The organism is Actinomyces sp. zg-332, from assembly GCF_011751945.2.
Classification (GTDB): Bacteria; Actinomycetota; Actinomycetes; order Actinomycetales; family Actinomycetaceae; genus ZJ293.
In genome coordinates this window covers 1,148,792-1,171,477 of record NZ_CP064951.1, presented here as the reverse complement: position 1 = coordinate 1,171,477, position 22,686 = coordinate 1,148,792, and the positions used below count along the sequence as shown (strand labels likewise).

At 37.1% G+C, this 22,686-nt stretch carries 17 protein-coding genes and 2 tRNA genes; 15 read left to right on the top strand and 4 right to left on the bottom strand.

Annotated features, from left to right (window positions below; genetic code table 11):
* Window positions 1–28: 28 nt before the first annotated feature.
* Window positions 29–175 (bottom strand): hypothetical protein, encoded by a 147-nt coding sequence (locus HCQ94_RS04810; RefSeq protein WP_166982343.1) that lies wholly within the window; start codon window positions 173–175, stop codon window positions 29–31.
* A gap of 253 nt (window positions 176–428) precedes the next feature.
* Here HCQ94_RS04810 and HCQ94_RS04805 point away from each other — a divergent pair, with 253 nt between their 5' ends.
* From HCQ94_RS04805 to HCQ94_RS04790, 4 genes are all read left to right on the top strand, one after another.
* Entirely contained in the window at window positions 429–2,195 is a 1,767-nt protein-coding gene (locus HCQ94_RS04805) for an acetolactate synthase large subunit (RefSeq protein WP_166982341.1), read from the top strand.
* Window positions 2,192–2,704, top strand: a complete 513-nt coding sequence (gene ilvN, locus HCQ94_RS04800) for an acetolactate synthase small subunit (protein ID WP_166978897.1) — start codon at window positions 2,192–2,194, stop codon at window positions 2,702–2,704. The genes HCQ94_RS04805 and ilvN overlap by 4 nt, the downstream gene beginning before the upstream one ends.
* Window positions 2,705–3,736 carry a ketol-acid reductoisomerase gene (gene ilvC, locus HCQ94_RS04795; protein WP_166978800.1) on the top strand — a complete coding sequence of 344 codons (1,032 nt, stop codon included), beginning with the start codon at window positions 2,705–2,707 and terminating at the stop codon, window positions 3,734–3,736.
* A gap of 170 nt (window positions 3,737–3,906) precedes the next feature.
* Complete coding sequence (locus HCQ94_RS04790) at window positions 3,907–5,052, top strand: branched-chain amino acid aminotransferase (RefSeq protein ID WP_166982339.1); 1,146 nt, start codon at window positions 3,907–3,909, stop codon at window positions 5,050–5,052.
* A gap of 238 nt (window positions 5,053–5,290) precedes the next feature.
* Here HCQ94_RS04790 and ilvD read toward each other — a convergent pair whose 3' ends face one another.
* A complete protein-coding gene (gene ilvD, locus HCQ94_RS04785; protein WP_166982337.1) occupies window positions 5,291–7,159 on the bottom strand; it encodes a dihydroxy-acid dehydratase in 1,869 nt (622 codons plus the stop codon).
* 266 nt (window positions 7,160–7,425) lie between these two features.
* On the opposite strand from ilvD, the gene HCQ94_RS04780 reads away from it, so the two are divergent.
* The 4 genes from HCQ94_RS04780 (at window position 7,426) to HCQ94_RS04765 (ending at window position 13,673) form a co-directional block, all read left to right on the top strand.
* Window positions 7,426–8,865: an alanine/glycine:cation symporter family protein gene (locus HCQ94_RS04780; protein ID WP_166982335.1), complete on the top strand. Its 1,440-nt coding sequence runs from the start codon at window positions 7,426–7,428 to the stop codon at window positions 8,863–8,865.
* Between the two features lie 59 nt (window positions 8,866–8,924).
* Window positions 8,925–10,340: an alanine/glycine:cation symporter family protein gene (locus HCQ94_RS04775; RefSeq protein WP_232525712.1), complete on the top strand. Its 1,416-nt coding sequence runs from the start codon at window positions 8,925–8,927 to the stop codon at window positions 10,338–10,340.
* A 417-nt stretch (window positions 10,341–10,757) separates the two neighbouring features.
* On the top strand, window positions 10,758–12,248 hold the full coding sequence (locus tag HCQ94_RS04770) for an alanine/glycine:cation symporter family protein (protein ID WP_166982333.1): 1,491 nt from the start codon (window positions 10,758–10,760) through the stop codon (window positions 12,246–12,248).
* 672 nt (window positions 12,249–12,920) lie between these two features.
* The gene (locus tag HCQ94_RS04765) at window positions 12,921–13,673 is read left to right on the top strand and encodes a fumarylacetoacetate hydrolase family protein (protein ID WP_166982331.1); all 753 of its coding nucleotides are present in this window, start codon (window positions 12,921–12,923) and stop codon (window positions 13,671–13,673) included.
* 195 nt (window positions 13,674–13,868) lie between these two features.
* Here the strand turns inward: HCQ94_RS04765 and HCQ94_RS04760 are convergent, their stop codons facing one another.
* Complete coding sequence (locus HCQ94_RS04760; protein WP_166982329.1) at window positions 13,869–15,119, bottom strand: MalY/PatB family protein; 1,251 nt, start codon at window positions 15,117–15,119, stop codon at window positions 13,869–13,871.
* Between the two features lie 141 nt (window positions 15,120–15,260).
* Here HCQ94_RS04760 and gltX point away from each other — a divergent pair, with 141 nt between their 5' ends.
* The 7 genes from gltX (at window position 15,261) to HCQ94_RS04725 (ending at window position 21,662) form a co-directional block, all read left to right on the top strand.
* The gene (gltX, locus tag HCQ94_RS04755) at window positions 15,261–16,769 is read left to right on the top strand and encodes a glutamate--tRNA ligase (RefSeq protein WP_166982327.1); all 1,509 of its coding nucleotides are present in this window, start codon (window positions 15,261–15,263) and stop codon (window positions 16,767–16,769) included.
* A 274-nt stretch (window positions 16,770–17,043) separates the two neighbouring features.
* Window positions 17,044–17,115, top strand: a tRNA-Gln gene (locus HCQ94_RS04750).
* 155 nt (window positions 17,116–17,270) lie between these two features.
* Window positions 17,271–17,606: a G5 domain-containing protein gene (locus tag HCQ94_RS04745; RefSeq protein ID WP_166978784.1), complete on the top strand. Its 336-nt coding sequence runs from the start codon at window positions 17,271–17,273 to the stop codon at window positions 17,604–17,606.
* 32 nt (window positions 17,607–17,638) lie between these two features.
* Complete coding sequence (locus tag HCQ94_RS04740) at window positions 17,639–18,400, top strand: G5 domain-containing protein (RefSeq protein ID WP_166982325.1); 762 nt, start codon at window positions 17,639–17,641, stop codon at window positions 18,398–18,400.
* Between the two features lie 142 nt (window positions 18,401–18,542).
* A tRNA-Glu gene (locus tag HCQ94_RS04735) sits at window positions 18,543–18,615 on the top strand.
* Between the two features lie 179 nt (window positions 18,616–18,794).
* On the top strand, window positions 18,795–20,060 hold the full coding sequence (locus HCQ94_RS04730; RefSeq protein WP_166978780.1) for a RidA family protein: 1,266 nt from the start codon (window positions 18,795–18,797) through the stop codon (window positions 20,058–20,060).
* A 360-nt stretch (window positions 20,061–20,420) separates the two neighbouring features.
* Window positions 20,421–21,662: a glycosyltransferase family 4 protein gene (locus tag HCQ94_RS04725; RefSeq protein WP_166982323.1), complete on the top strand. Its 1,242-nt coding sequence runs from the start codon at window positions 20,421–20,423 to the stop codon at window positions 21,660–21,662.
* 233 nt (window positions 21,663–21,895) lie between these two features.
* On the opposite strand, the gene HCQ94_RS04720 is transcribed toward HCQ94_RS04725, so the two are convergent.
* On the bottom strand, window positions 21,896–22,624 hold the full coding sequence (locus HCQ94_RS04720; protein ID WP_166978776.1) for an IclR family transcriptional regulator: 729 nt from the start codon (window positions 22,622–22,624) through the stop codon (window positions 21,896–21,898).
* Window positions 22,625–22,686 lie beyond the last annotated feature (62 nt).

The following is a 22,686-nucleotide window of genomic DNA, read 5'->3' as shown; positions in this document are numbered from 1 at the left end:
GATGTTTTCTTTTCTGCTATTGATTCTCTCATTCTTGCCTATCAACGTAAACTTGAGTATTTGTAAAATATAAGCAAGTATTCTTGAAAGATGTTCTGTGGAATGAAAAAGTATCTGAGAAAGTAGCTAATGCAGTCAAATTAGCTGCAACAAAATAAGGCTTAATAGGAAACATAAATATTAATCTATTGTTTTTGTGTGGGCGTGTGTTATGAAAATATTTTCTTAGCGCACGTCCATTTGTGTAAAAACAGATCTATATCAATATATGATTGTGTGTAGATTAATCATGATTTTCTATAGGCATTAAGATATAATGAACAATACTAAATACTTTCATATATTAGCCATTATCCAGTATTTGAGATATTTTTGATATATGTAATGCTTTAAAATAGAGTTTCAAGGATATATTCACTAGGAGTAGTATGAGTCAGGAATGGGCTGACACACAAATAACAGGAGCGGAAGCCATAATAAAGACTTTAGAATGTCTTGGAGTGACTGATATTTTTGGGCTACCAGGTGGAGCTATTTTGCCAGCATTTGACCCACTTTACGATTCTAAACTTAACCATATTCTAGTACGCCATGAACAAGGAGCTGGACATGCAGCTCAAGGATATGCGATAGCAACTGGGAAAGTGGGTTGCTGTATAGTCACCTCAGGACCAGGTGCAACCAATCTAGTCACAGCTATTGCTGATGCTGCCATGGATTCAGTACCTATGTTATGCATTACAGGGCAGGTTGGTGCTGAATCAATTGGTACAGATGCTTTTCAAGAAGCAGACATTGTTGGTATAACCATGCCTATAAGTAAGCACTCATATTTGGTTACTAAAGCTGAAGATATCCCTAAAGTTATAGCTGAAGCATACTATATTGCTTCAACAGGTAGACCAGGCCCAGTTTTAGTTGACGTCACTAAAACCGCCCAAGTTGGAAAATTAGATTTTAAATGGCCAGTGGAAGTAAAAGTACCAGGATATAAAGTAGTAGATTATCCATCTGAAAAGTCCATAGAAAAAGCAACAATTGAAATGTTATCAGCTAAACGACCAGTATTTTATATTGGCGGGGGTGCTGTAAAATCTAAAGCTTATGACCAGTTACGCGAACTAGTAGATGTTACTGGTTTCCCATTCGTAACAACATTACCGGCACGTGGAGTTTTGCCTGATAGTCATGAAAATAACTTGGGTATGACAGGTATGCATGGTACAGTTGCCGCTGTTGCTTCAATGCAAAAATGTGATCTTTTAATTAGTTTGGGTGCTAGGTTTGATGACAGAGTTACAGGTAATTTAAACTATTTTGCCCCTGAAGCTAAAGTTATACATGTAGATATAGATCCTGCTGAAATATCAAAGAACCGTTTTGCTGATGTAGAAATAATAGGCGACTTGAAATATGTTTTGCCCGCTCTTAGTGAAAGTTTCTCAAAATCTGTAAATCATTACGGTAAACAGGATTTGACTGCTTGGTTTGAATATTTAAATAATTTACGTAAAAAATATCCTTTATATTATGATAAACCACTTGATGGCTTACTTTCACCACAGCAAGTTATTGAAAAAATAAGTGATTTATCGCCTGAAAGTTCAATTTACGTATCTGGTGTTGGACAACATCAAATGTGGAGTGCCCAATTTATAAAACATGAAAACCCGATGTCATGGATTTCTTCATGTGGTTTAGGAACTATGGGGTACGGTGTTCCTGCTGGGATGGGGGCTAAAGTTGGTTGTCCGGAAAAGACTGTATGGGTAATTGACGGTGACGGATGTTTCCAGATGACTAACCAAGAGTTGGCTACTTGCGCTTTGAATAACATTCCTATAAAAGTTGCTTTAATAAATAACTCTTCTCTAGGAATGGTACGTCAGTGGCAGAGGCTATTTTATAATGAACGTTTTTCTAATACTGATTTATTCACTGGCACAGGAACTGTTCAAATTCCGGACTTCGTAAAGTTGACTGAAGCTTACGGATGTGTTGGTTTGCGCTGTGAAAAAGAAGAAGATATTGACACAGTGATTAAACAGGCCTTGGAAATAAATGATAAACCTGTTGTCATAGATTTTAGGGTTACCCCAGACGCTCTAGTTTGGCCTATGGTTTCAGCGGGAGTGTCTAATAGTGATATTAAATATTCAATAGATGTTTGGCCATTACGAGAAGAGGAAGAATAATGCAAAAGCATACTTTGAGTGTCTTAGTTGAGAACAAACCGGGTGTCCTGACAAGAGTATCAGCACTTTTTGCTAGACGTACTTTTAACATTCATTCCTTGGCAGTAGGCGAAACTGAACATCCAGATATTTCTCGTATAACCTTGGTTGTAGAAGCTGATAAAACACCATTAGATCAGATCTCTAAGCAATTAAATAAACTCGTGAATGTCTTAAATATTGTTGAGTTAGACCCAAATGAATCAGTTCAACGTCAGCTTATGCTTATAAAAGTTTGTGCAAATGATCAAACTCGTACAAGTGTCTTACAAATAGTTGACTTATTCCGTTCCCATGTAGTTGATGTTACACCTGAATCAGTTGTAATTGAGTCCATAGGAACACTTAGTAAGTTACAGGCTTTACTTGTAGCTTTAAAGCCATACGGTATACGTGAAATTGTGCAATCAGGTGTTGTAGGTATTTCTCGTGGTATAAATTCAATCAGCGAAGAATATAAGGAGCAGTAAATGGCTGAAATGTTTTATGATGAAGATGCAGATTTGCAGGTATTACAAGGTAAAAAAGTTGCAATTATCGGATATGGTTCACAAGGCCATGCTCATGCTTTAAACATTCGTGATAGTGGAGTTGAAGTTGTTGTAGGTTTGCGTGAAGGCAGTAAGTCTTGGGAAAAAGCTAGTGAAGCTGGTTTGACCGTAAAAACAATTGAGGAAGCAACTCGTGAAGCTGATGTTGTTATGATTTTGGCTCCAGACCAGGTTCAGCGCTCATTGTATGCTGAAAAAATTGAACCAAATTTGAAAGAAAACGCAGCTATTTTCTTTGCACATGGATTCAATATTCGTTTCGGATACATTACTCCTAGCTCAACTCACGACGTATGCATGGTTGCTCCTAAAGGTCCAGGTCACACAGTGCGTCGTCAGTACGAGCAAGGACGAGGAGTACCAGCAATTGTTGCTGTGGAACAAGATGCATCAGGTAAAGCTTGGGAAATAACACTAGCTTATGCTAAAGCTATAGGTGCTTTGCGTGCAGGAGCAATCAAGACAACCTTTACTGAAGAAACAGAAACAGACCTATTTGGTGAACAGTCAGTGCTATGCGGTGGCGTTTCTAAACTTATACAGTATGGTTTCGAAACTCTAGTTGAAGCTGGATATCAGCCAGAAATTGCTTACTTTGAAGTTTTGCATGAATTGAAGCTTATTGTCGATTTGATTAACGAAGGTGGTATTACTAAACAACGTTGGTCATGCTCTGATACTGCAGAATACGGCGACTATATAAGTGGTCCGAGAGTAATCACACCAGATGTGAAAGAACATATGAAAGAAGTCTTGTCAGACATCCGCGATGGCTCATTTGCTAAGCGTTTCATTGATGATCAAGACAACGGAGCAGAAGAATTCAAGCGTTTGCGTGAAGAGGGTCAAAACCATCCAATTGAAGAAGTTGGACGTAATCTACGTTCACTATTCACTTGGAGCAAAGACCGAGTTGACGCTGACTACGTAGATGGTCAAGCAAACCGTTAATAGACATAAGCCCTGATTTTTTGTCAGGGCTTATAGCTATATAAATTATTACTTCACTTTATTTATGTCAGCTTAAAATATGCCGGCAACATTACAATTGAAGTAGATAAACATAACTAAGTAAGCATAAGTAATGCTTATACCATATTTACTGGAATGAGGAATCAGGAATGCCTAGTAGCGATTTCACTTCTTTAGATGAACTATCAGCAGGGCAGTTACCAGCACATAATACTTTAGAATCTCGTTTTGCTTTAGAACAATCAAATAACGAACGTAGCGAACAAGAACGTAATGCTTTGGTAAATGCTATGGACTTTGGTCGCAGTTTTACTGATTATATGGCTAGTGCTGCTTGGACAGCTGGTGAAGGTTGGAAAGAAAAGAAAATTTGCGCTTTTGGTAATATTTCTTTATCCCCAGCTGCAAGTATTTTGCACTACGGTCAAGAAGTATTCGAAGGAATGAAAGCGTATTGTCACCCTGATAACTCCGTCTGGTCTTTCCGTCCTAAATACAACGCTGTCCGTTTTAATATTTCAGCAGCTCGTATGAATATGCCAGCTCTCCCTGAAGAAGATTACATCGCTTCGGTTGTGGGTCTAGTTACAAAAGATAAAAAATGGGTGCCATCTATTGCTGGTAGTGCGTTGTATTTGCGTCCATTCATGTTTGCTGATGAGCCGTTTTTAGGTGTTCGTAGTTCCAATTCTGTGCGTTATCTATGTATTGCTTCTCCTGTGGGACCTTATTTTGGAAATGGTGTTAGCAGTGTGGATATATGGGTTGAGAAGCATTTTCACCGTGCTGGCCCTGGTGGTACTGGATACGTAAAAACTGCTGGTAACTATGCTTGTGCCACACTTCCTCAAGAAAAAGCTAAGGCAAAAGGATTCAACCAAGTTTGTTTCTTAGACGCTGTGCATAATCGTTTTGTTGAAGAACTAGGTGGAATGAATATTTTTGTGGTTTACCGTGATGGTACAGTAGCTACTCCTGCACTAACAGGTACTATTCTTGAAGGCAGTGTACGCTCTTCGATTTTACAGCTATTGAATCGCGAAAATATTTCAGCTGTTGAAAAGCAAATTGACATTAATGAACTTATCGACGATATTCGTGCAGGGGAAGTGGTTGAAGTATTTGCTTGTGGCACTGCTGCTGTTATCGCTCCAATAGGACGCTTAGTTTCTGATGATTTTGATGTTAGTATTCCTGGTGGAGAGCTAACTAAGTATTTGTATGATACTTTGACTGGTATACAAACTGGTGTTGTTGAAGATACTTTTGGTTGGATGTATAAGCTTTGCGATTAGAATAAATTTTAGTAAATGGTACTAAAGCGATTTGTGCTTGTATGTGAAAAAGAAACTAATATTTAGGTAGTTTTCTTTTTGTACTCCTTATCCAATATGCTATCTGTCGCATTTGTTGGCTAAATTTGGAACTAGGATTTATAACAGCTACGACAATATAAAATGGGTGAGCCGATACAAAATATTAGCTCACCCATAGTTATCTAGTTTTGCTAGAATTACAAACTCTTCACTCAACTTACTTCTTAGTAATTTGGTCTACTTCACGAGCAGCACCAGTGGAAGCGCTAGTTGCCATTAGAGAATATATTTTTAGAGCATTTGAAACTTGTCTATCTCGATTTAGCGGAGTCCAAGGATTCTCACGTTCTAGTTGTTTTTTCCTGCGTTTTTCTAGTTCTTCATCGCTAATATCTAGAGTAATGGAACGGGTATTTACGTCTAAGATGATTTTGTCCCCTGTTTCCACTAGCCCAATAGTACCACCAGCAGCAGCTTCAGGAGATACGTGACCAATAGAAATACCGCTTGATCCCCCAGAAAAACGACCGTCAGTTATCAACGCACATACTTTACCTAGCCCTGTTCCTTTGATAAAAGAGGTAGGGTAGAGCATTTCTTGCATTCCAGGTCCACCAGATGGTCCTTCGTAACGCACTACTACAAAATCACCAGGTTTTATTTTTTTACCCAATATAGCTTCCACTGCTTCATCTTGGGATTCAGTAACATAAGCACTTCCCTCAAAGTGGAATAGCTCTGTATCGATACCAGCAGTTTTAATAATTGCTCCGTCAGTTGCTAAGTTTCCGTACAAAACTGCTAAGCCGCCATCTGGAGTGTATGCGTTTTCTACACTTCGAATACAGCCATTTTCAGCGTCAGTATCTTGCGTAGACCAACGGTTTTGTGTGCTAAAGGCTTTAGTTGTGCGTACGTTTCCAGGAGCTGCACTAAATAGTGTTTTTGCTTCCTGTATTGTTTTTCCGCTGCGTATATCCCAGTTATCAAGCCAATCTTGTAGTTTAGATGTATGTACGCTTGTTACGTTATGGCTTAGCAGTCCAGCTCGGTTTAATTCGCCTAGTAATGCAGGAATTCCACCAGCTCTATGCACATCTTCCATATGGTATTTTGTGCTGTTTGGTGAGATTTTAGCTAGGCAAGGTGTGTGTCTTGAAAGTTCATCTATGTCTTTCAAAGTGAAGTCAATTTTTCCTTCATAAGCCATAGCCAGCATATGCAGAACAGTATTTGTAGAGCCACCCATTGCCATATCTAGTTTCATAGCGTTTACCATAGCGTCACGGTTCAAAATATTTAGAGGAAGTATGCTCTCGTCTTCTTCTTCGTAGTATTTCTTGCATAGGTCAACTATTGTTTTGCCAGCTTTTACGAATAAGTCTTTACGGTATGCGTGAGTTGCAAGGGTGGAGCCGTTTCCTGGTAGGGATAGCCCTAGGGCTTCTGTTAGGCAGTTCATTGAGTTAGCAGTAAACATTCCCGAGCATGAGCCACAAGTAGGGCAAGCTAGTTTTTCAACTCTTTCAAGGTCTGCATCACTTAGATCTGAAGCTGATGCACTCATTGCTGTTACTAAGTCACCTTTAGTTGTTTCACCGCCAATTATTGCCTCTTCTGGTAAGTTTTTCCCAGCTTCCATTGGACCACCTGATACGAAAATTGTAGGTATGTTTAATCGTATAGCTGCTAAAAGCATACCAGGGGTGATTTTATCGCAGTTAGATATGCATACTAATGCATCAGCGCAGTGTGCGTTTACCATGTATTCGACACTGTCAGCAATGACTTCACGGCTAGGTAAGGAGTAGAGCATACCTGCGTGTCCCATAGCTATGCCGTCGTCAACAGCTATTGTATTAAATTCTTTAGCTACTGCACCGTTTTCTTGTATTACATCACAAACTAGTTGCCCAATATCTTTTAAGTGTACGTGTCCTGGCACGAATTGTGTGAAGGAGTTTGCTACAGCGATAATTGGTTTATTAAAATCCCCATCGCTCATTCCAGTTGCTCGCCATAAGGCCCTAGCTCCAGCCATATTTCTGCCGTGAGTTGAAGTCTTAGAACGCAATGGTATGGACATTTTTTTCCCTTCAAGTAGGTTTATGATATTTTGAAGATATTTTCGTGTTAGTTCATTCTATTGCTTTAGTAAAGAAATTTGTACCTCTATTGGGAAAAGTGTCCAAGATTTTTTAAAAAAGCTATTATTTATTATATATATGTAGCAATTCTAATTACATTTTAAAGAAACACACATAAAAGTATTGCAAAATAAGGTAAAGTTATGGCAAAGTAATTATTACGGTAAAAGACCGTAAGTAATATTGTCATAAAGAGAGGTGAAAAATGTTAGATAAACTTGCTTCTAGCATTCAATATATTGGTGATCAAATAACTCTTTTTGTGACAGTTTGGCTACTTATAGGTACTGGTATATATTTCACTGTTCGCTCTAGAGGTGTTCAAATTCGTTACTTCGGGAAGATGTTGAAGGAAATTGCCTCTTCTCGTAAAAGCGAAAAAGGTGAAATATCTTCTTTTCAAGCTTTTGCTATTTCCTTAGCTGGACGTGTTGGTTTAGGAAACGTGTTCGGTGTTGCTGCCGCACTTATCTTGGGTGGACCGGGAGCTATTTTTTGGATGTGGATTGTAGCTCTTGTAGGTATGTCTACTTCTTTCTTTGAAACTATTTTAGCTCAAGCTTATAAAGTAAAAAATCCTCATGATAGCACTTTCCGTGGGGGACCGGCATGGTATATACAATACGGGTTAGGATCAAAGAAACTGGGTAATTTATTTGCCATTGTTTTGGTCGTTACTTGTAGCTGTATTATGATGATGTTGCAATCTAACGGTATTGCTGAAACTTTGAAAGCAACAACAGGGGCTTCATCTGTTTCAGTAGCTGTTGTTATGTTTGTTTTGATTGCGCCAGTTATATTTGGTGGTATTAAGTCTGTTGCTCGTGTGAGCGAGTTCATGGCTCCAATAATGTCACTAGTATATGTGGTTCTTGCGATTGCGATTATGGTTATTAACTATGACACAATCATTCCTAATTTAGTCTTGATAGTTAAATCTGCTTTTGTTCCAACTGCTGCTTTCTCAGGTATTGGAGCTGGGCTGTTTGCTGCTTTGATTAATGGTATTAAACGAGGACTATTCTCTAATGAAGCTGGTCAAGGAACCTCACCGAATGCTGCTGCTGTTGCTACAGTAAAACACCCTGTAGAACAAGGATTAATCCAGTCCTTTGGTGTATTTGTTGATACTATTGTGGTTTGTACCGCAACTGCGTTGATAATAATGAGCGCAGGTAAAGATATTTATAATCCTAATGTTCAAATGGATCCATCTCTTGCTGGTAGCTTGACACACTCAGCTGTGGCTAGCCAGCTAGGTAGTTGGACTACACTTTTGATGTCAGTGATTATTTTCGTATTAGCATATTCATCGATGATTGCTGCATACACATATTCAGAAGTAAATATGTTTTTCGTTACGCCTTCTAAGATAGGTGCTTATGTAGTACGTGTTGTATCAGTTATATCAGCTGTACTAGGTGCAGTTGTTAGTTTACAATTGATATGGAGCACTGTTGATATATTCATGGCTCTAATAACTGTTTTGAACGTACTAGCTGTTCTAGCTTTGTCTAAGCAAGGATTAGGTATCTTGAAAGATTACGAGGATCAGAAGCGTAACGGAATAGCAACTCCACGATTTATTGGTGTTGGTAATAAGCATTTGCCTGCCGACTTACCAACAGATGTATGGGTTGACTAAGCTTGTCCCCATAGGCAGGCACCATATAAATCGTAAAAATATTTTTTTGGGAGTTTGCTTTGTCTGAATTACTTTCTACAATAAATAATTACTTATATACATATATTTTAGTGGCACTATTAGTGGGCGTAGGTATTTTCTTAACAATTCACTTACGTTTTGTTCAAATTGTACATTTCAAAGATTTGTTCAAATCACTTGTAAAATCGCGTCAAAATGCTAATGGGGGGATTTCTTCTTTCCAAGCTTTCGCAGTAGGAATCGGTACTCGTATAGGTATTGGTAATATTGCTGGTGTTGCTTTAGCGCTTGTTTTGGGTGGACCTGGAGCTATTTTTTGGATGTGGATTGTAGCTCTTGTAGGTATGGCAACCGCTTTTGCTGAATCAACTTTGGCGCAAATTTTCAAAGTTCCATCTTATGATAGAACTTACCGTGGTGGACCAGCATACTATATAAAACTCGGATTAAATTCTAAGTTATTTGCGGTGTTATTTGCTCTTATAACAGTTGTATCGACAGGTATTGCTGTTCCTATGGTTCAGGTAAACACTCTTGCTGCAACACTAAATTCAAACCATGCTGTTCCACTTTGGATAACTGGTGTGATAGCTGCTGTTATTTTGGCTCCAGTTATTATTGCTGGCGTGCGTGGGGTTGCTAAGGTATCTGAATATGTTGGGCCAATTATGGCTTTAGCATACGTAATTATTGCAGTTGTAGTCATTGTCACAAATATAGAAGCTACAGCTAACGCATTTGTTCAAATTTTCGAAGGTGCATTCGGTTTACGTGAGGGACTAGCAGGCGTTGGTGGTGGAATTTTTGCCACTATACTAAACGGTACACGCCGTGGACTATTCTCGAACGAAGCTGGGTTAGGGACTGCTCCTAATGCTGCTGGAACTGCAACTGTTGCACATCCAGCAAGTCAAGGTTTTGCTCAAGCATTCGGTGTTTTCATCGACACAATAATTGTTTGTACAATTACTGCTTTGCTAATTTTGATAGCAGGAAACCAAATTTATACACCTGGAAAGACTTCAGTTGAAGAGGCTGGATCACTTACTTCCCAGGCTGTTATTCACTTATTAGGTAGTGGTATGAGCATCCCAATGTCAGTGATTATTTTCGTATTCGGAATTAGTTCTGCTATTGGAGCATATTCTTATGGACAAGTATCTTTGGATATTTTGACAAATAATAAGGTGATATCTTTAGGATATCGTGTCCTAGTTGTTATTTGCTGTGCTGTTGCAGCAGTTCAGCCTTTGACGTTAGTTTGGTCATTGGCTGATGTGTTACTAGGTTTGGGTGGTATTATCAACCTAGTTGCCCTATTACTGCTCGCAAAGTGGGTTTCTGGCACTTTACGTGATTATAATTCACAGGTAAAACATGGAAAAGAACCAGTTTTCATTGGTCGAGATAATCCATTCTTACCTAAGGATTTGCCAACTAAAGTGTGGGAATAAAATTTAGTTGAAGTGGAAGAAAAACTTCTTCCACTTCACTTTTTTAAAAACTATTTTATGTTTAAGGAATTATTTACATAGAGATTTTATCTTATTAAATAAATTAAGAATTCGTATTAAATGATAACTTTCTATAAAAATAATATATACTTGGTAATATTTTTATTAGTGTTTTGTAAAAGTTTTGCTATACTCTTCTTCTAAGATGACTAGATAGTACTCTAAAGATGTGTTTTTAATGGCGAAGATTTTTATCTTTTTAGTATTATCTGTAGGATGTAATAGAAAATTGGTATAAAAGATTAATAGAGTCATCGGATTATACATTTTTGATTTTAGGTTTTTATTTTTCCCATTTATAATAGGTTGCTTGTTAATGAATTCTCGTTAATAAGTCAGTATAGGAAGAAGAAAGATATGATCGCTTGTATGTTGAAGGGTGATATTACCGATACATTTAATACAATAAACGACTACATTGCTAATTTTATTGGAGATATATACTCCAATCCGCTAGAACGTGTGGTAATGTTCACTCTTATAGCGTCGGGTATATACTTTACTGCCAAAACTAGAGCAGTACAGCTCAGGTTGTTCCTCCACATGATTGTGTCAATGGTTAAATCCAGAAAAGGCGCTGAAGGCAGTATATCTTCTTTTCAGGCTTTCGCAATTGGTCTTGCCTCTCGTGTAGGCACTGGTAATATCGCTGGTGTTGCTATAGCTATCGTAATTGGTGGTCCAGGTGCAGTATTTTGGATGTGGATAATTGCTTTGATAGGTATGGCAACTGCATGCATGGAATCAATTTTGGCTCAACTTTACAAGGTGCCCGCACCTGATGGGACTTTCCGAGGCGGTCCAGCTTACTATATTCAAAGAGGACTAGGATCTAGAGGATGGGGTAAAGTATTCGCAGTTATGCTAATTTTTGCTTTTGGTTTCTCATTTAATATGGTTCAAGCAAATACGATATCTGTTGTTACAACTTCTACTTTTGGAATTGATGGTTGGGTAGTAGGATTATCTTTAATTATTCTTACAACATTAGTTATTTTTGGTGGTTTGAAACCTGTTGCGCGTAGTGCTGAGATTATTGCTCCAGTAATGGCTTTAGCATACATAGTTATGGCGATAGCTATTATTGCTGTAAATATAGATCAAGTTCCAGGAGTTTTGATGAGTATTATAAAAGGAGCTTTTGGATTTGATCAGGTTACAGGTGGTGTAACGGGTGGAATGCTCGCAGCTATGACTAATGGTGCAAAACGTGGTTTGTTCTCTAACGAAGCTGGTATGGGTTCTGTTCCTAATGCTGCTGCAACCGCTACTGTAAGTCACCCAGTTCAACAAGGATTAGTGCAGTCTCTTGCTGTTTTTGTTGACACTATGCTAGTTTGTACTTCCACAGCTTTCATTGTGTTGCTAGGTGGAATTTATAAGCCAGGGGATGCTTCTCTAACTGGTGCTGATTTGACGATTAAATCTATGTCTAATGTTCTAGGTCAGTGGACAGTAATACCTATGGTAGTAATCATATTCTTGTTTGGTTACTCATCAGTTCTTGGTAACTATGCTTATGCTGAAATTAACGTCAACTTCTTACGTGGAATGAATGCTTCAATGGTTCCGTTGAAAATATTGGTCATAATTTCAGTTGGCGTGGGATCTGTAGCTAGCTTGACAACTGCTTGGAACTTGGCAGATGTATTCTCAGGATTGATGGCTGTATTGAACTTGTTTGCTGTATTTACATTAGGTAAGTGGGCGATAGGTGCTTTGCGTGACTATGAAGCTCAGCGTAAGAGTGCAAAGGACCACTCTACAGAGCCAGTGTTCATCTCAACTAATAATCCTTATATGCCGGGAGAATTAGATTCTCAAGAGTGGACTAAAGAAAGGCGTTAGTTCTCGCAGTATGAGGTAGTAATTTACGATAATTATTAAAAGTGAAGGTGACGTATAAACGTCACCTTCACTTTTGTTGTGGTTTAGGTGGGGAAAATATAACTATATAAAATGAGAGGAGCTATACTTTGAATAAGAAATAAAAGTATGGAGTAGTACTTATTTTTTAGAATAAGTTGCATAATATAAAGTTATAAGAGTCTGTAAAAGTGTTATGTTGTAGTTCATAATCTATGAATATATTTTGTGAAAAACTGTTTTGAGAGTAAATATAATTTTGTAAAAATACTCACTATAAATGCAGAAAGTTTTAAAATAGTTAAAGTTCTCTATATAAAATAGTTGCCATAATACCGAATATTTGTTTATGAGATATTAATAATCTTAGAAATTAGAAGATTAATAGAAATAAAATGCCAATGTCTAAAAGAAAATTGTGCAACATATGTCTTGGTATCTGCATTATCTACATAAAAGTTGCTTAGGTTATGTGAAAACTTTTATAAGTTATACGAGACTGTGTGTAAAAAATATTCTTATTTACTCTAGGTGCAATTTGACTATAGTCAATAAGTTCATAAAATTAGATTAGTAAAATATTATTTGTGATTTAGAGTATTTTTGTTTATATCATTTAAATAAATATTGGGGAACTTACTTTTAGGAGATAAAGTGCGTGTAGTTAGGTTTGCTATAGATGACTTACCTAAATTTGGAGTGCTAGAAGATGGCAGTGATAGCATAGTAGTTTTGAAATCTGATCCTTTATTCGACAAAATAGAACCAGCTGGTCAAGTTTTAGATTTATCTGAAGTTCGCCTTTTATCTCCAGTGATACCTCGTTCTAAAGTTGTAGGTGCTAAGCTGGGTGAAGAAAATAAGCCAGCTTTCTTTATAAAACCGAATACAGCTGTAGTTGGTCCAGATGTTGCTGTAGTTAAACCTGATTATGCTGAAAAAGTATATGCTAATGCAAATATTGGTGTAGTTATCAAAAATTTGTGTAAAAATGTTGAAGTTCAGGATATCTCTAAATACATATTAGGTTACACTGTTGCGAATAACGTGACTGTAAAAACTCAAGAAATATACCCAAATGACGATTTTTATACAAAAGGCTTCGACACTTCTTGTGTAGTTGGCCCGTGGATTATTGTTGATCCTGAATTTGAAAAAAATCATCTGTCTCTGCGTACATACCTTGGGAAAAATCTGGTTTCTACACAAAATATTGAAGATTTTTCTAAAGAAGTTTTACAAGTGGTTAGTAAGGCTTCTAAAATAGCTACTTTGTTGCCTGGTGATATTGTGATGGTTTCATATGAAGAAAATACATCTGAGGTAGAGCTTGACCAAATGATGCGTATAGATATTGATGGTGTCGGGTCTATATCTAATATGCTGGTTGAAGAAGAAGTAGATTAGTACTTATTTGAAAAAAGTAAAAAACTGATACGCTGAGCTATTTACTGCTGAAAGTGTAATAAGTAACGCTTTAAAACAAGTAGTTTTAAGTCTTCAGCATAAAGGTAAATAGAGCTAAAAATAAAGTGAAAAAGACAAAATAAAGAGTTTGTCAACTACTACCAAACGGGCATAGTTAACAAACTCTTTCAGATTTTAATGAACTGATTTTACTAAGTCTATAAGCTTGTTTATGCTTTCCTCTAAAATTGGTTTAGGCATAGCTAAATTCAAACGTATATAGTTATCAAAAGATTTTCCACAAGCTCTTCCAGCAACAGGGGCAACTTTAATACTTTTACGTAGTATATCCGCACTATTATTGCAATCTGTAAAATCTAAATCACTATTTGCTACTATTTCGTCTAAGTTATTTATCTTTATCCAAGATAGGTAAGTACCTTGTGGTTTCGTATATTCTAGCTCAGCAACATTAGACAGCATTTTTTCTACTAGTAGAGCATTGCGGAAAATATATTCACGTACGGCTTCAATCCATCCTGAATCATCAGTATAAGCTGCTATAGCTGCAATTACACCAATAGGTGGCATAGCTTTTGCGTACTTATCACCTATAGGTGCGTACTTATCAGCTAATTTAGAGTTAGTAATAATGACCTGAGCTGATTTTAGACCAGGAATATTCCAGCCCTTTGAAGCTGCAGTTGCTGTAATAGTGTGATGAGCAGCTACATCGTTCACATTAGGGTAGTTGATATGCTGTACAGCTGAATCTATTACAAGTGAAGAGTGTATTTCATCGTTGAACACTAAACCATCATACCTACTCACAACCTCTGAGATATTATTTAGCTCATCAGCTGATAAAACACGTCCAATTGGATTCCAAGGGTTACATAAAATTAGTAGTTTAGCTCCACCTTTGAAAGCTTCTTCTAGCTTTTCCAAGTTTATTTTGTAAATACCTTTTTCGTCACGTTCAGCAGGAATTTCAATTATTGGATGATCATGGTCAAGAGGAATAGTCAAGAAAGGCATATATGCAGGTGTAAGTACTATAACAGGTGCTTTTTCTGGTATGAAATTATCTAATATAATGTGTAAGCAGGTTAGTACATCTGGTAATAAGAATATATTTTCAGGTTTTACGTCCCAATTAAAATTGTTTTTCTGGAAAGCGGCACAAGCTTTTTTCAAGTTATCTGTTAAACCATTAGGCATATATCCTAAAAGATTGGTGTCAATTGCTTTGTGTAATGCGTTTGCAACGCGAGGGGAAGTACCATAGTCTGTTTCAGCAACCCAAGCCCCTATACAATCTGGATATAAATTCCATTTCAGCTGTCCTTGAGTGCGTAATTGTTCTTTAGTAATAGAGTCTAATGTTTTGAAAATGTCATCTTTAGATACTGTAACGTCATTGCTTTTATCTGTAGAGTATTCCATTGTAGCTTTCCTTATGAAAATATTTTATCTAATAATCTTAGCTAGTTTTATTTAAATATTTAAGTCTTACATGAATTTATGTGACAATAGATAGGTAATTTATAAAATTAAAAGATAGTTATATAGGAAAAAGTCTATACTATGAATACTGATACTCATTCGGATCTTTCAAACGTACGTGTTCGTTTCTGTCCATCACCAACCGGTACTCCTCACGTTGGTATGGTTAGAACTTGTTTATTTAACTGGGCTTATGCTCGTCATACAGGCGGTACTTTTGTTTTCCGTATTGAAGATACCGATGCAGCTAGAGATAGCGAAGAATCATTTAATCAAATTATTGAATCATTGAAATGGCTAGGTTTAGATTGGGACGAAGGCATTGGAGTCGGAGGACCAAATGGTCCGTATCGTCAATCTGAACGCATGGATATTTATAAAGAAGTTGCTCAGAAACTGCTAGAAAACGGCTATGCTTATGAGTCTTTTTCCACTCCAGAAGAAATTGAGCAACGTCACAAGCAAGCTGGTCGTGATCCTAAACTAGGTTACGATGGCTATGACCGTAACTTATCTGCAGAAGAAAAGCAAAAGTTCTTGGATGAAGGTCGCAAACCAGTATTGCGTATGCGTATGCCTGATGAAGATATAACTTTCACTGATTTGGTTCGTGGAGATATTACTTTTAAAGCAGGGGTTGTACCTGACTACGTTATTGTGCGTGCCAATGGGGATCCTTTGTACACTTTGACTAATCCTGTTGATGACGCAATGATGGATATTAACACTATTTTGCGTGGTGAAGATATTTTGTCCTCAACTCCTCGTCAAATTGTTATGCATAAGGCTTTGGTGGAGCTTGGAATTGGTAAGCAAATTCCAGAATTTGGTCACTTGCCTTATGTTATGGGTGAGGGAAATAAGAAACTTTCTAAGCGTGACCCTGAATCTAACCTGCTATTACACAAAGAAAACGGTATGATTCCAGAAGGTTTACTCAACTATTTAGCTTTGCTTGGCTGGTCAATTTCTCCTGATAACGATATTTTCACTAAAGAAGAAATGATAGCTACTTTTGATGTGCATGATGTAAATCCTAACCCTGCACGTTTTGATCAAAAGAAATGCAACGCTATAAATGCTGAGCATATTCGTAGGCTCGCTGAAGAAGATTTTATGAGACGAGTTGTTCCATATCTATTTGCTTCAGGATTTGTGTCATCTGACCAGTACGATGAGTTGTCTGAAAAAGAACGCTTTGTGTTGAAGCAAGCTTGTCCTTTGATTCAGACAAGAGTACAGGTTTTGGGTGAGTCTTCAGGAATGCTAGGTTTCTTGTTTACCGCTAATGAGAACTTACAGTTGGACGAAAAAGCTGTTTCTAAGCTAAGAGATGATGCTTTGCACGTCTTAGAAGTAGCTAAAGAAGTCATAGAAACTATGAGCGACTTTACTACTAATGCTTTGCATGACGAGTTATCTCGTGTCTTAGTTGAAGGTGAGGGAATAAAGCCTCGCTTTGCTTTCACTCCTTTACGTGTAGCAGTTACAGGACGTCAAGTATCTCCGCCTTTGTTTGAGTCAATGGAAATTCTAGGTAAAGAAGATTGCTTAATTAGAATTGAATCTTTGATTTCTGCGTTGAAGTAAAATTTAGTGTACATGAGTGGGAAGTAGCTATGTTACTTCCCACTTTTATATTTTTAAAGTGTCTTGTTTCGTAGAAGTATATTAATATATATTAGCTTTAAATTTATATATAAAAATATAAACTGAATAGAAATATGCGTATAAACCTTAGTAGTTATTGGCTTTAAGTATTACATTTTGAATCAGGTGAATAATAATTGGTGTAAATTCTATTGCAAATTATTCATTTTGATGTATACTTTATCGAGTGTGCTATTCATAGCATAGTGAACCTTGGGGTATGGTGTAATTGGCAGCACGAGTGATTCTGGTTCATTTAGTCTAGGTTCGAGTCCTGGTACCCCAGCTTTTTATTTTTAAAAAATCTTTTTTTCATTATTTTTTATATTTAAAGTCACACTTGTAATGACTTTACTTACCCTGTTTCTCCTTGTTGTAAATCTATAAGTGCGTTACGATTGTTGCGGGTTTTATATCCAATATTGTAAATAAAGGGAAAATATGTTTAATAAAAAGAATAATAAAAAAGGTATTTCTGTAGCATTGGCTGTTATTTTAGGTTCTTCATTAGTCTTGACAGGGTGTAGTACCCAAAGTGGCAAAGAAGTAAAAACTGAAAAAACTAAAGTTCCTATTCCATATGAGGTTAAAATCGTAGAAGATAACACTCTTGAAAAAGGTAAGGATGTTACAAAAGTAGAAGGTAAAGACGGCGTTAAAGTTCTTGTATCTGAAGTAACTATAGAAAATGGAAAAATAGTTAAAAGAAAACAAATTAAAGAAGAAATTGCTAAAAAACCAGTTGATAAAGTTATTACTGTAGGCACAAAGGAATAATCACTTTATAGCATTGTCTGAAAGGTCGAACTATGTTTTTAGAAGCAAGTGATGACGAATTACTTTTACGAGAAAAGGGATTTTGGGCTAAAACTCCAGTTATCGTTATTTGTTTTATACTGTTTTGGCCTTTCGGACTGTTGCTCATATATTTTTACCGTAAGTCTTGGTTGAGTGGTAGTAAGTTATTTCTTATCACTGTAATGTGTGTTGCTTTGTCTCTTTTTGGATATTACTTAACTCTTTCACAAAAGGTAGTTAGCAATGAGACGAGATCAGTTGCAATAGCTTTTTCGACGGAGAAAAAGCAGGATAAAGATTTAGAAAAAGGTAAAGAAGTAGTAGTTACAAAAGGTGTAGATGGCATAAAGCGTGTCACTTATAAAGTAACTAAAGTTGATGGCGAAGTTGTATCTGAAGAAAAAATAAAAGAGAAAATAGTTAAGAGACCTGTAAAACAAGTCGTTAAAGTAGGAACTAAGGAAAAGGAAGAAGAAAAAGAAGATACAAAAGAACAAAATGATAGTGGTGCAAATCCTAACGGTCAGGGTAGCACACCTTCTAATCCTTCTAACCCTGCTCCTAGACAACCTCGACCTCAGCCAGCACCTCAACCTCAACCGCAACCTGCTCCTCAGCCGGCACCACAACCACAGCCATCAAATAATCTTCCTCTAAAAGCTATTTGTACTGATGGTAGTGTAAGTTACCAAGATAATCCTTCAAAACCTGATTATAGAGGAATGTGCTCAGGACATGGAGGTATTGCTCAAAAACTTGGACGAGTACCATAGATTTTATTTATACGTGATAGCATGGTCTGAACGTATGGATTCTAGTAATTAGAGTATTATTTGAGGAAAACTTAACTATTAAGCTTGATGTTGTCTATTTTTAATGTGATAATAACATCTGTCGTTTTTTATAAAACGTTTTGCCCCCATCGTCTAGCGGCCTAGGACACCGCCCTCTCACGGCGGCGACACGGGTTCAAATCCCGTTGGGGGTACTTTTATTTTAAACTTTGGAAAACTTGAGTGGTATACACTATTTAAAACGGCATAGTTTTGATATAAAAATTTTTAATCTTGTATATGTTATATTTTTACGCTTTAATTAACATCGATTGTGCATAGAAAAGAATAACACAGTCGTTATTTAACTATATTGAATATGAAACGGAGTCTCATGAGCGGTTTAAACGTAGTATTACCAAGAAATACAGAAAATGCTCCAGTGAGTGAACTAAGTGCTCAGACATCAGCTTTTTCACACTACAACAACCTATCAGCACAGCTACCAGTTGATCCAAAAACTGGTGCTCTAGTTGCTGGTGGTGTAAAGGAACAGGCTGAACAGTGCTTCAAGAACATCAAAGAAGTTGTAGAAAGCATCGACCACAGCCTAAATGATGTAATTCGTGTAACCATTTTCCTAAAGAATATCCTAGATATTGAAGCTGTAGATGGTGTATACAAGTCATTCTTCCCAACATACGTTCCAACTCGTACAGTAGTTGCTGTTGCAGACCTACCACTAGGTGCTGAAGTTCAGGTTGAAGCTCTAGTATCAAACGCTGTAGGTACTATTCCAAACGCACCACAAGCTGGCGATATTCTAAAGTATGTAAACAACACATCAGAAGCTCCATTGTCTGCTCTATCATCACAGACAGTTGCTTTCTCACACTACAACAACATCACAGCACAGCTACCAGTTAGCCCAAAGACTGGCCAGATTGTTTCAGAGTGTGTAAAAGAACAGACAGCACAGTGTTTGAAGAACATCAAAGCTATCCTAAACAGCGTTGATGTAACAATGGACGATATCGTAAAGATTACAATTTTCGTAACAGACCTAGCTGATGTTGAAGCTGTAAACGAAGTTTACACAAAGTTCTTCCCAGATTCAGGTATTGCTCGTGCAGTTAAGTACTTCCCAGCACGCACAGTTGTTGAAGTAGCAGCTTTGCCATTGCACGCTAAAGTACAGGTTGAAGCAGTTGTATCACACGGTGATGGTACACCTCCACAGCTAGTTGAAGACCGCCACGGTATCATCATTGAAGCAAATAACACAGACGGTGCTCCAGCATCTGAAATTTCATCACACTCAGTTGCTTTCTCACACTACAATAACATTTCAGCACAGCTACCAGTTGATCCAAAGACTGGTGCTCTAGTTGCTGGTGGTGTAAAGGAACAGGCTGAACAGTGCTTCAAGAACATCAAGGCTATCATCGAAAGCGTTGATCACGTTCTAGAAGATGCTGTTAAAGTTAACCTATACCTAAAGGATCTATCAGATCTAGCAGCTGTTGATGAAGTTTACACAAAGTACTTCGGTGCAAGTGCAGCTCGTCGCGTTGTTGGTGTATCAAACCTACCACTAGGTGCTTTGGTACAGGTAGATGCTATCTTCGGTAACGCTGAAGGTACACCTCCATTGGTATAATCTTATAGATATATCGTAAATAAAATGGGTTCCTAAATCACTTTGGGGACCCATTTGTTTTTAAAAGTTGAGTTAGTATTTGCAAAAATCACAGTTATTGCTTGCTGAAACTAAAGATATATCCTTATAAACACTTTTTGTAAACTGGCTAAATATACACTAAAAATATAATTACTTTTGCCTATAAACAAATCAGTGATATAGATTTCATTCTAACCATATAAGTATCCTGACATTTAAATTTATGTATACTTAAATAAATAAAAGCTAGCATGGTAAAGTATTTTGTACATTAAACTGTAAAAGCACGATTACATGACTTTGAAAAGGTGAAACTGTAATATAACAGCGGATATAAAAATGGAATACAACGTTAAAAGTGACAAAAAATATAAAATAGCAATTATTAGTGACTATTTTCAGCCTAGGCTTGGTGGAATTGAATCCCATGTAAAGGATTTAGCAACAACTTTAGCCTCAAATGGACATAAAGTACGTTTGGTAACTTCAACTTTTGACTACTCGACCCATAATACGAAAGCTGTTAAACTGTTCGAAACTCACCACATTGCAGAAAAACAAAACGGTTACTATGTTGACCGTATCTTCACTAAGTTACCTGCCAACTTTCCTTATGCCTTTTATTCTTCTGAACACATAAAAGCAATAATACAAGATGCTGATATAGTACATATACATGTCGGTGTAATATCGCCTTTTTCTCAACAAGCAGTGAAAATAGCTCAAGATATGGGTAAGCCTGTTGTAGTTACTTGGCATTGCGTACTAGGTGCTTTAAAAACCTACTGCAAATACTGTTTGGGCGTAAAGAAATGGGTTGAACGTGGGGCTGTAATGACTGCTGTATCAACTTGTCATGCTAAGCAACTAGAAGAGACTTTTTCTTTACCATTTGAAGTACTACCAAATGCTATAAACGTTCAAGAATGGGCAAAAGGACAAAGACTGGATGAGAATAAAAATAATAGCGAAACTTTAGTCAGAATTTGTGCTTCTATGCGTTTTACTTTCCGTAAAAGAGTATTACAACTAGTTAGAATCATGAGCAAAGTTGATAGACAACTGAAAGAATACAATAAACTCAATGCTACATATTGCACAGTAAATGGCGAAAGTTTTACTCCTAAAGATTTCACTTTAGATTTATACGGAAATGGAACTTTGACTCCTGTAGTAAAAATGCTGATTAAGATTTATGGTTTAGAAAATAAAGTATTTTTGCGTGGAAGAAAAACAAAGCAAGAGTTAAAAACCTCTTACCATAATAAAGATATTTATGTAGTCACGTGTTTGACTGAATCATTTGGTATAGCTGCTTTAGAAGCTAGAACAGCAGGATTACCTATTGTAGCTCGTAAAAATACAGGTGTATCAGATTTTGTCCTAGATGATGTAAACGGTAAGCTGTGCGAAAACGATGAAGAAATGGTAGAGGAGATTTGTAACTTAATTATGCAAAATAGTTTGCGTGAAGAAATAAAAAATACAAACACTATGCTTAGCCCAACACAGGATTGGAATACTGTTTACGAGCAAACTATCAGCTACTACGAAAAAGCAATAACTAATATACAGTCATAATATAGCTGTAGCCTAGCGTTTATTAACTAGTGCAACGTAGGTGCTTTCAAAAGTACTTATAAATAAATGTAGTAGAGCAGCTTTTGAGATAAATGTTTTAGAAACTAGGTAACCCAAAATAGCCATACCTAAACGCTCAAAACATTAGAAAATAAACATAAACACATAGAAGTTAGCGAAAAAGACATTACAACATAATATAACAACAATATTACAAAAGAAGAATAATGAAATTAGTGACTGGATCTTTGTAGTAATTCTGTCAACTTGTTAGCTGCTGCAATAACAGCAAGACCGTGTAATCGCCCTGGTTGGTGTCCCATGCGTTCAATTGGACCAGAAACTGATATAGCTGCAATAACTTTTCCAGAGCTTCCACGTATAGGTGCTGATACGGAGGCAACTCCTTGTTCACGTTCACCTACTGACTGAGCCCAGCCACACTTACGAACATTTGATAAGGTCATTGCGTTAAAAGTTGCATTTCTCAGTGAGCGTATGATTTTATCAGGATCTTCCCAAGCTAGTAGAACTTGAGCTGCGGAACCAACTTTCATAGGTAGTACAGCACCAATTGGGACAGAATTACGTAAACCGACTTGTCTTTCAACAGCAGCAACACACACACGCTGATCACCTTGACGAGTGTACAGCTGAGTAGACTCATGAGTGTGATCGCACAAAGCTTTAAGTACAGGAAGAGCTAGTGCTAGGAGTCTATCTTCACCAACAGCAGCTGATAGTTCGCTAAGCCTAGGACCTAGTACGAAACGACCAGCATTATCTCTAGTAATTATTCGGTGATATTCAAGAGCAAGAGCTAGCCTATGAACTGTAGGTCTAGCGAAATGGGTCTGCTCAACCAGTTGTGCTAAGGAAGCAGGACCTGTCTCCAGACAGTTCAAAATAGCGACAACTTTATCTAGTACACCAACACCTGAATTACAAAGATTTTCTTCCATAAGGAGATTGTATCACTTTTGTGAATAGGGGGATTGAATTTTTATATTGTGTGCATGTTTAT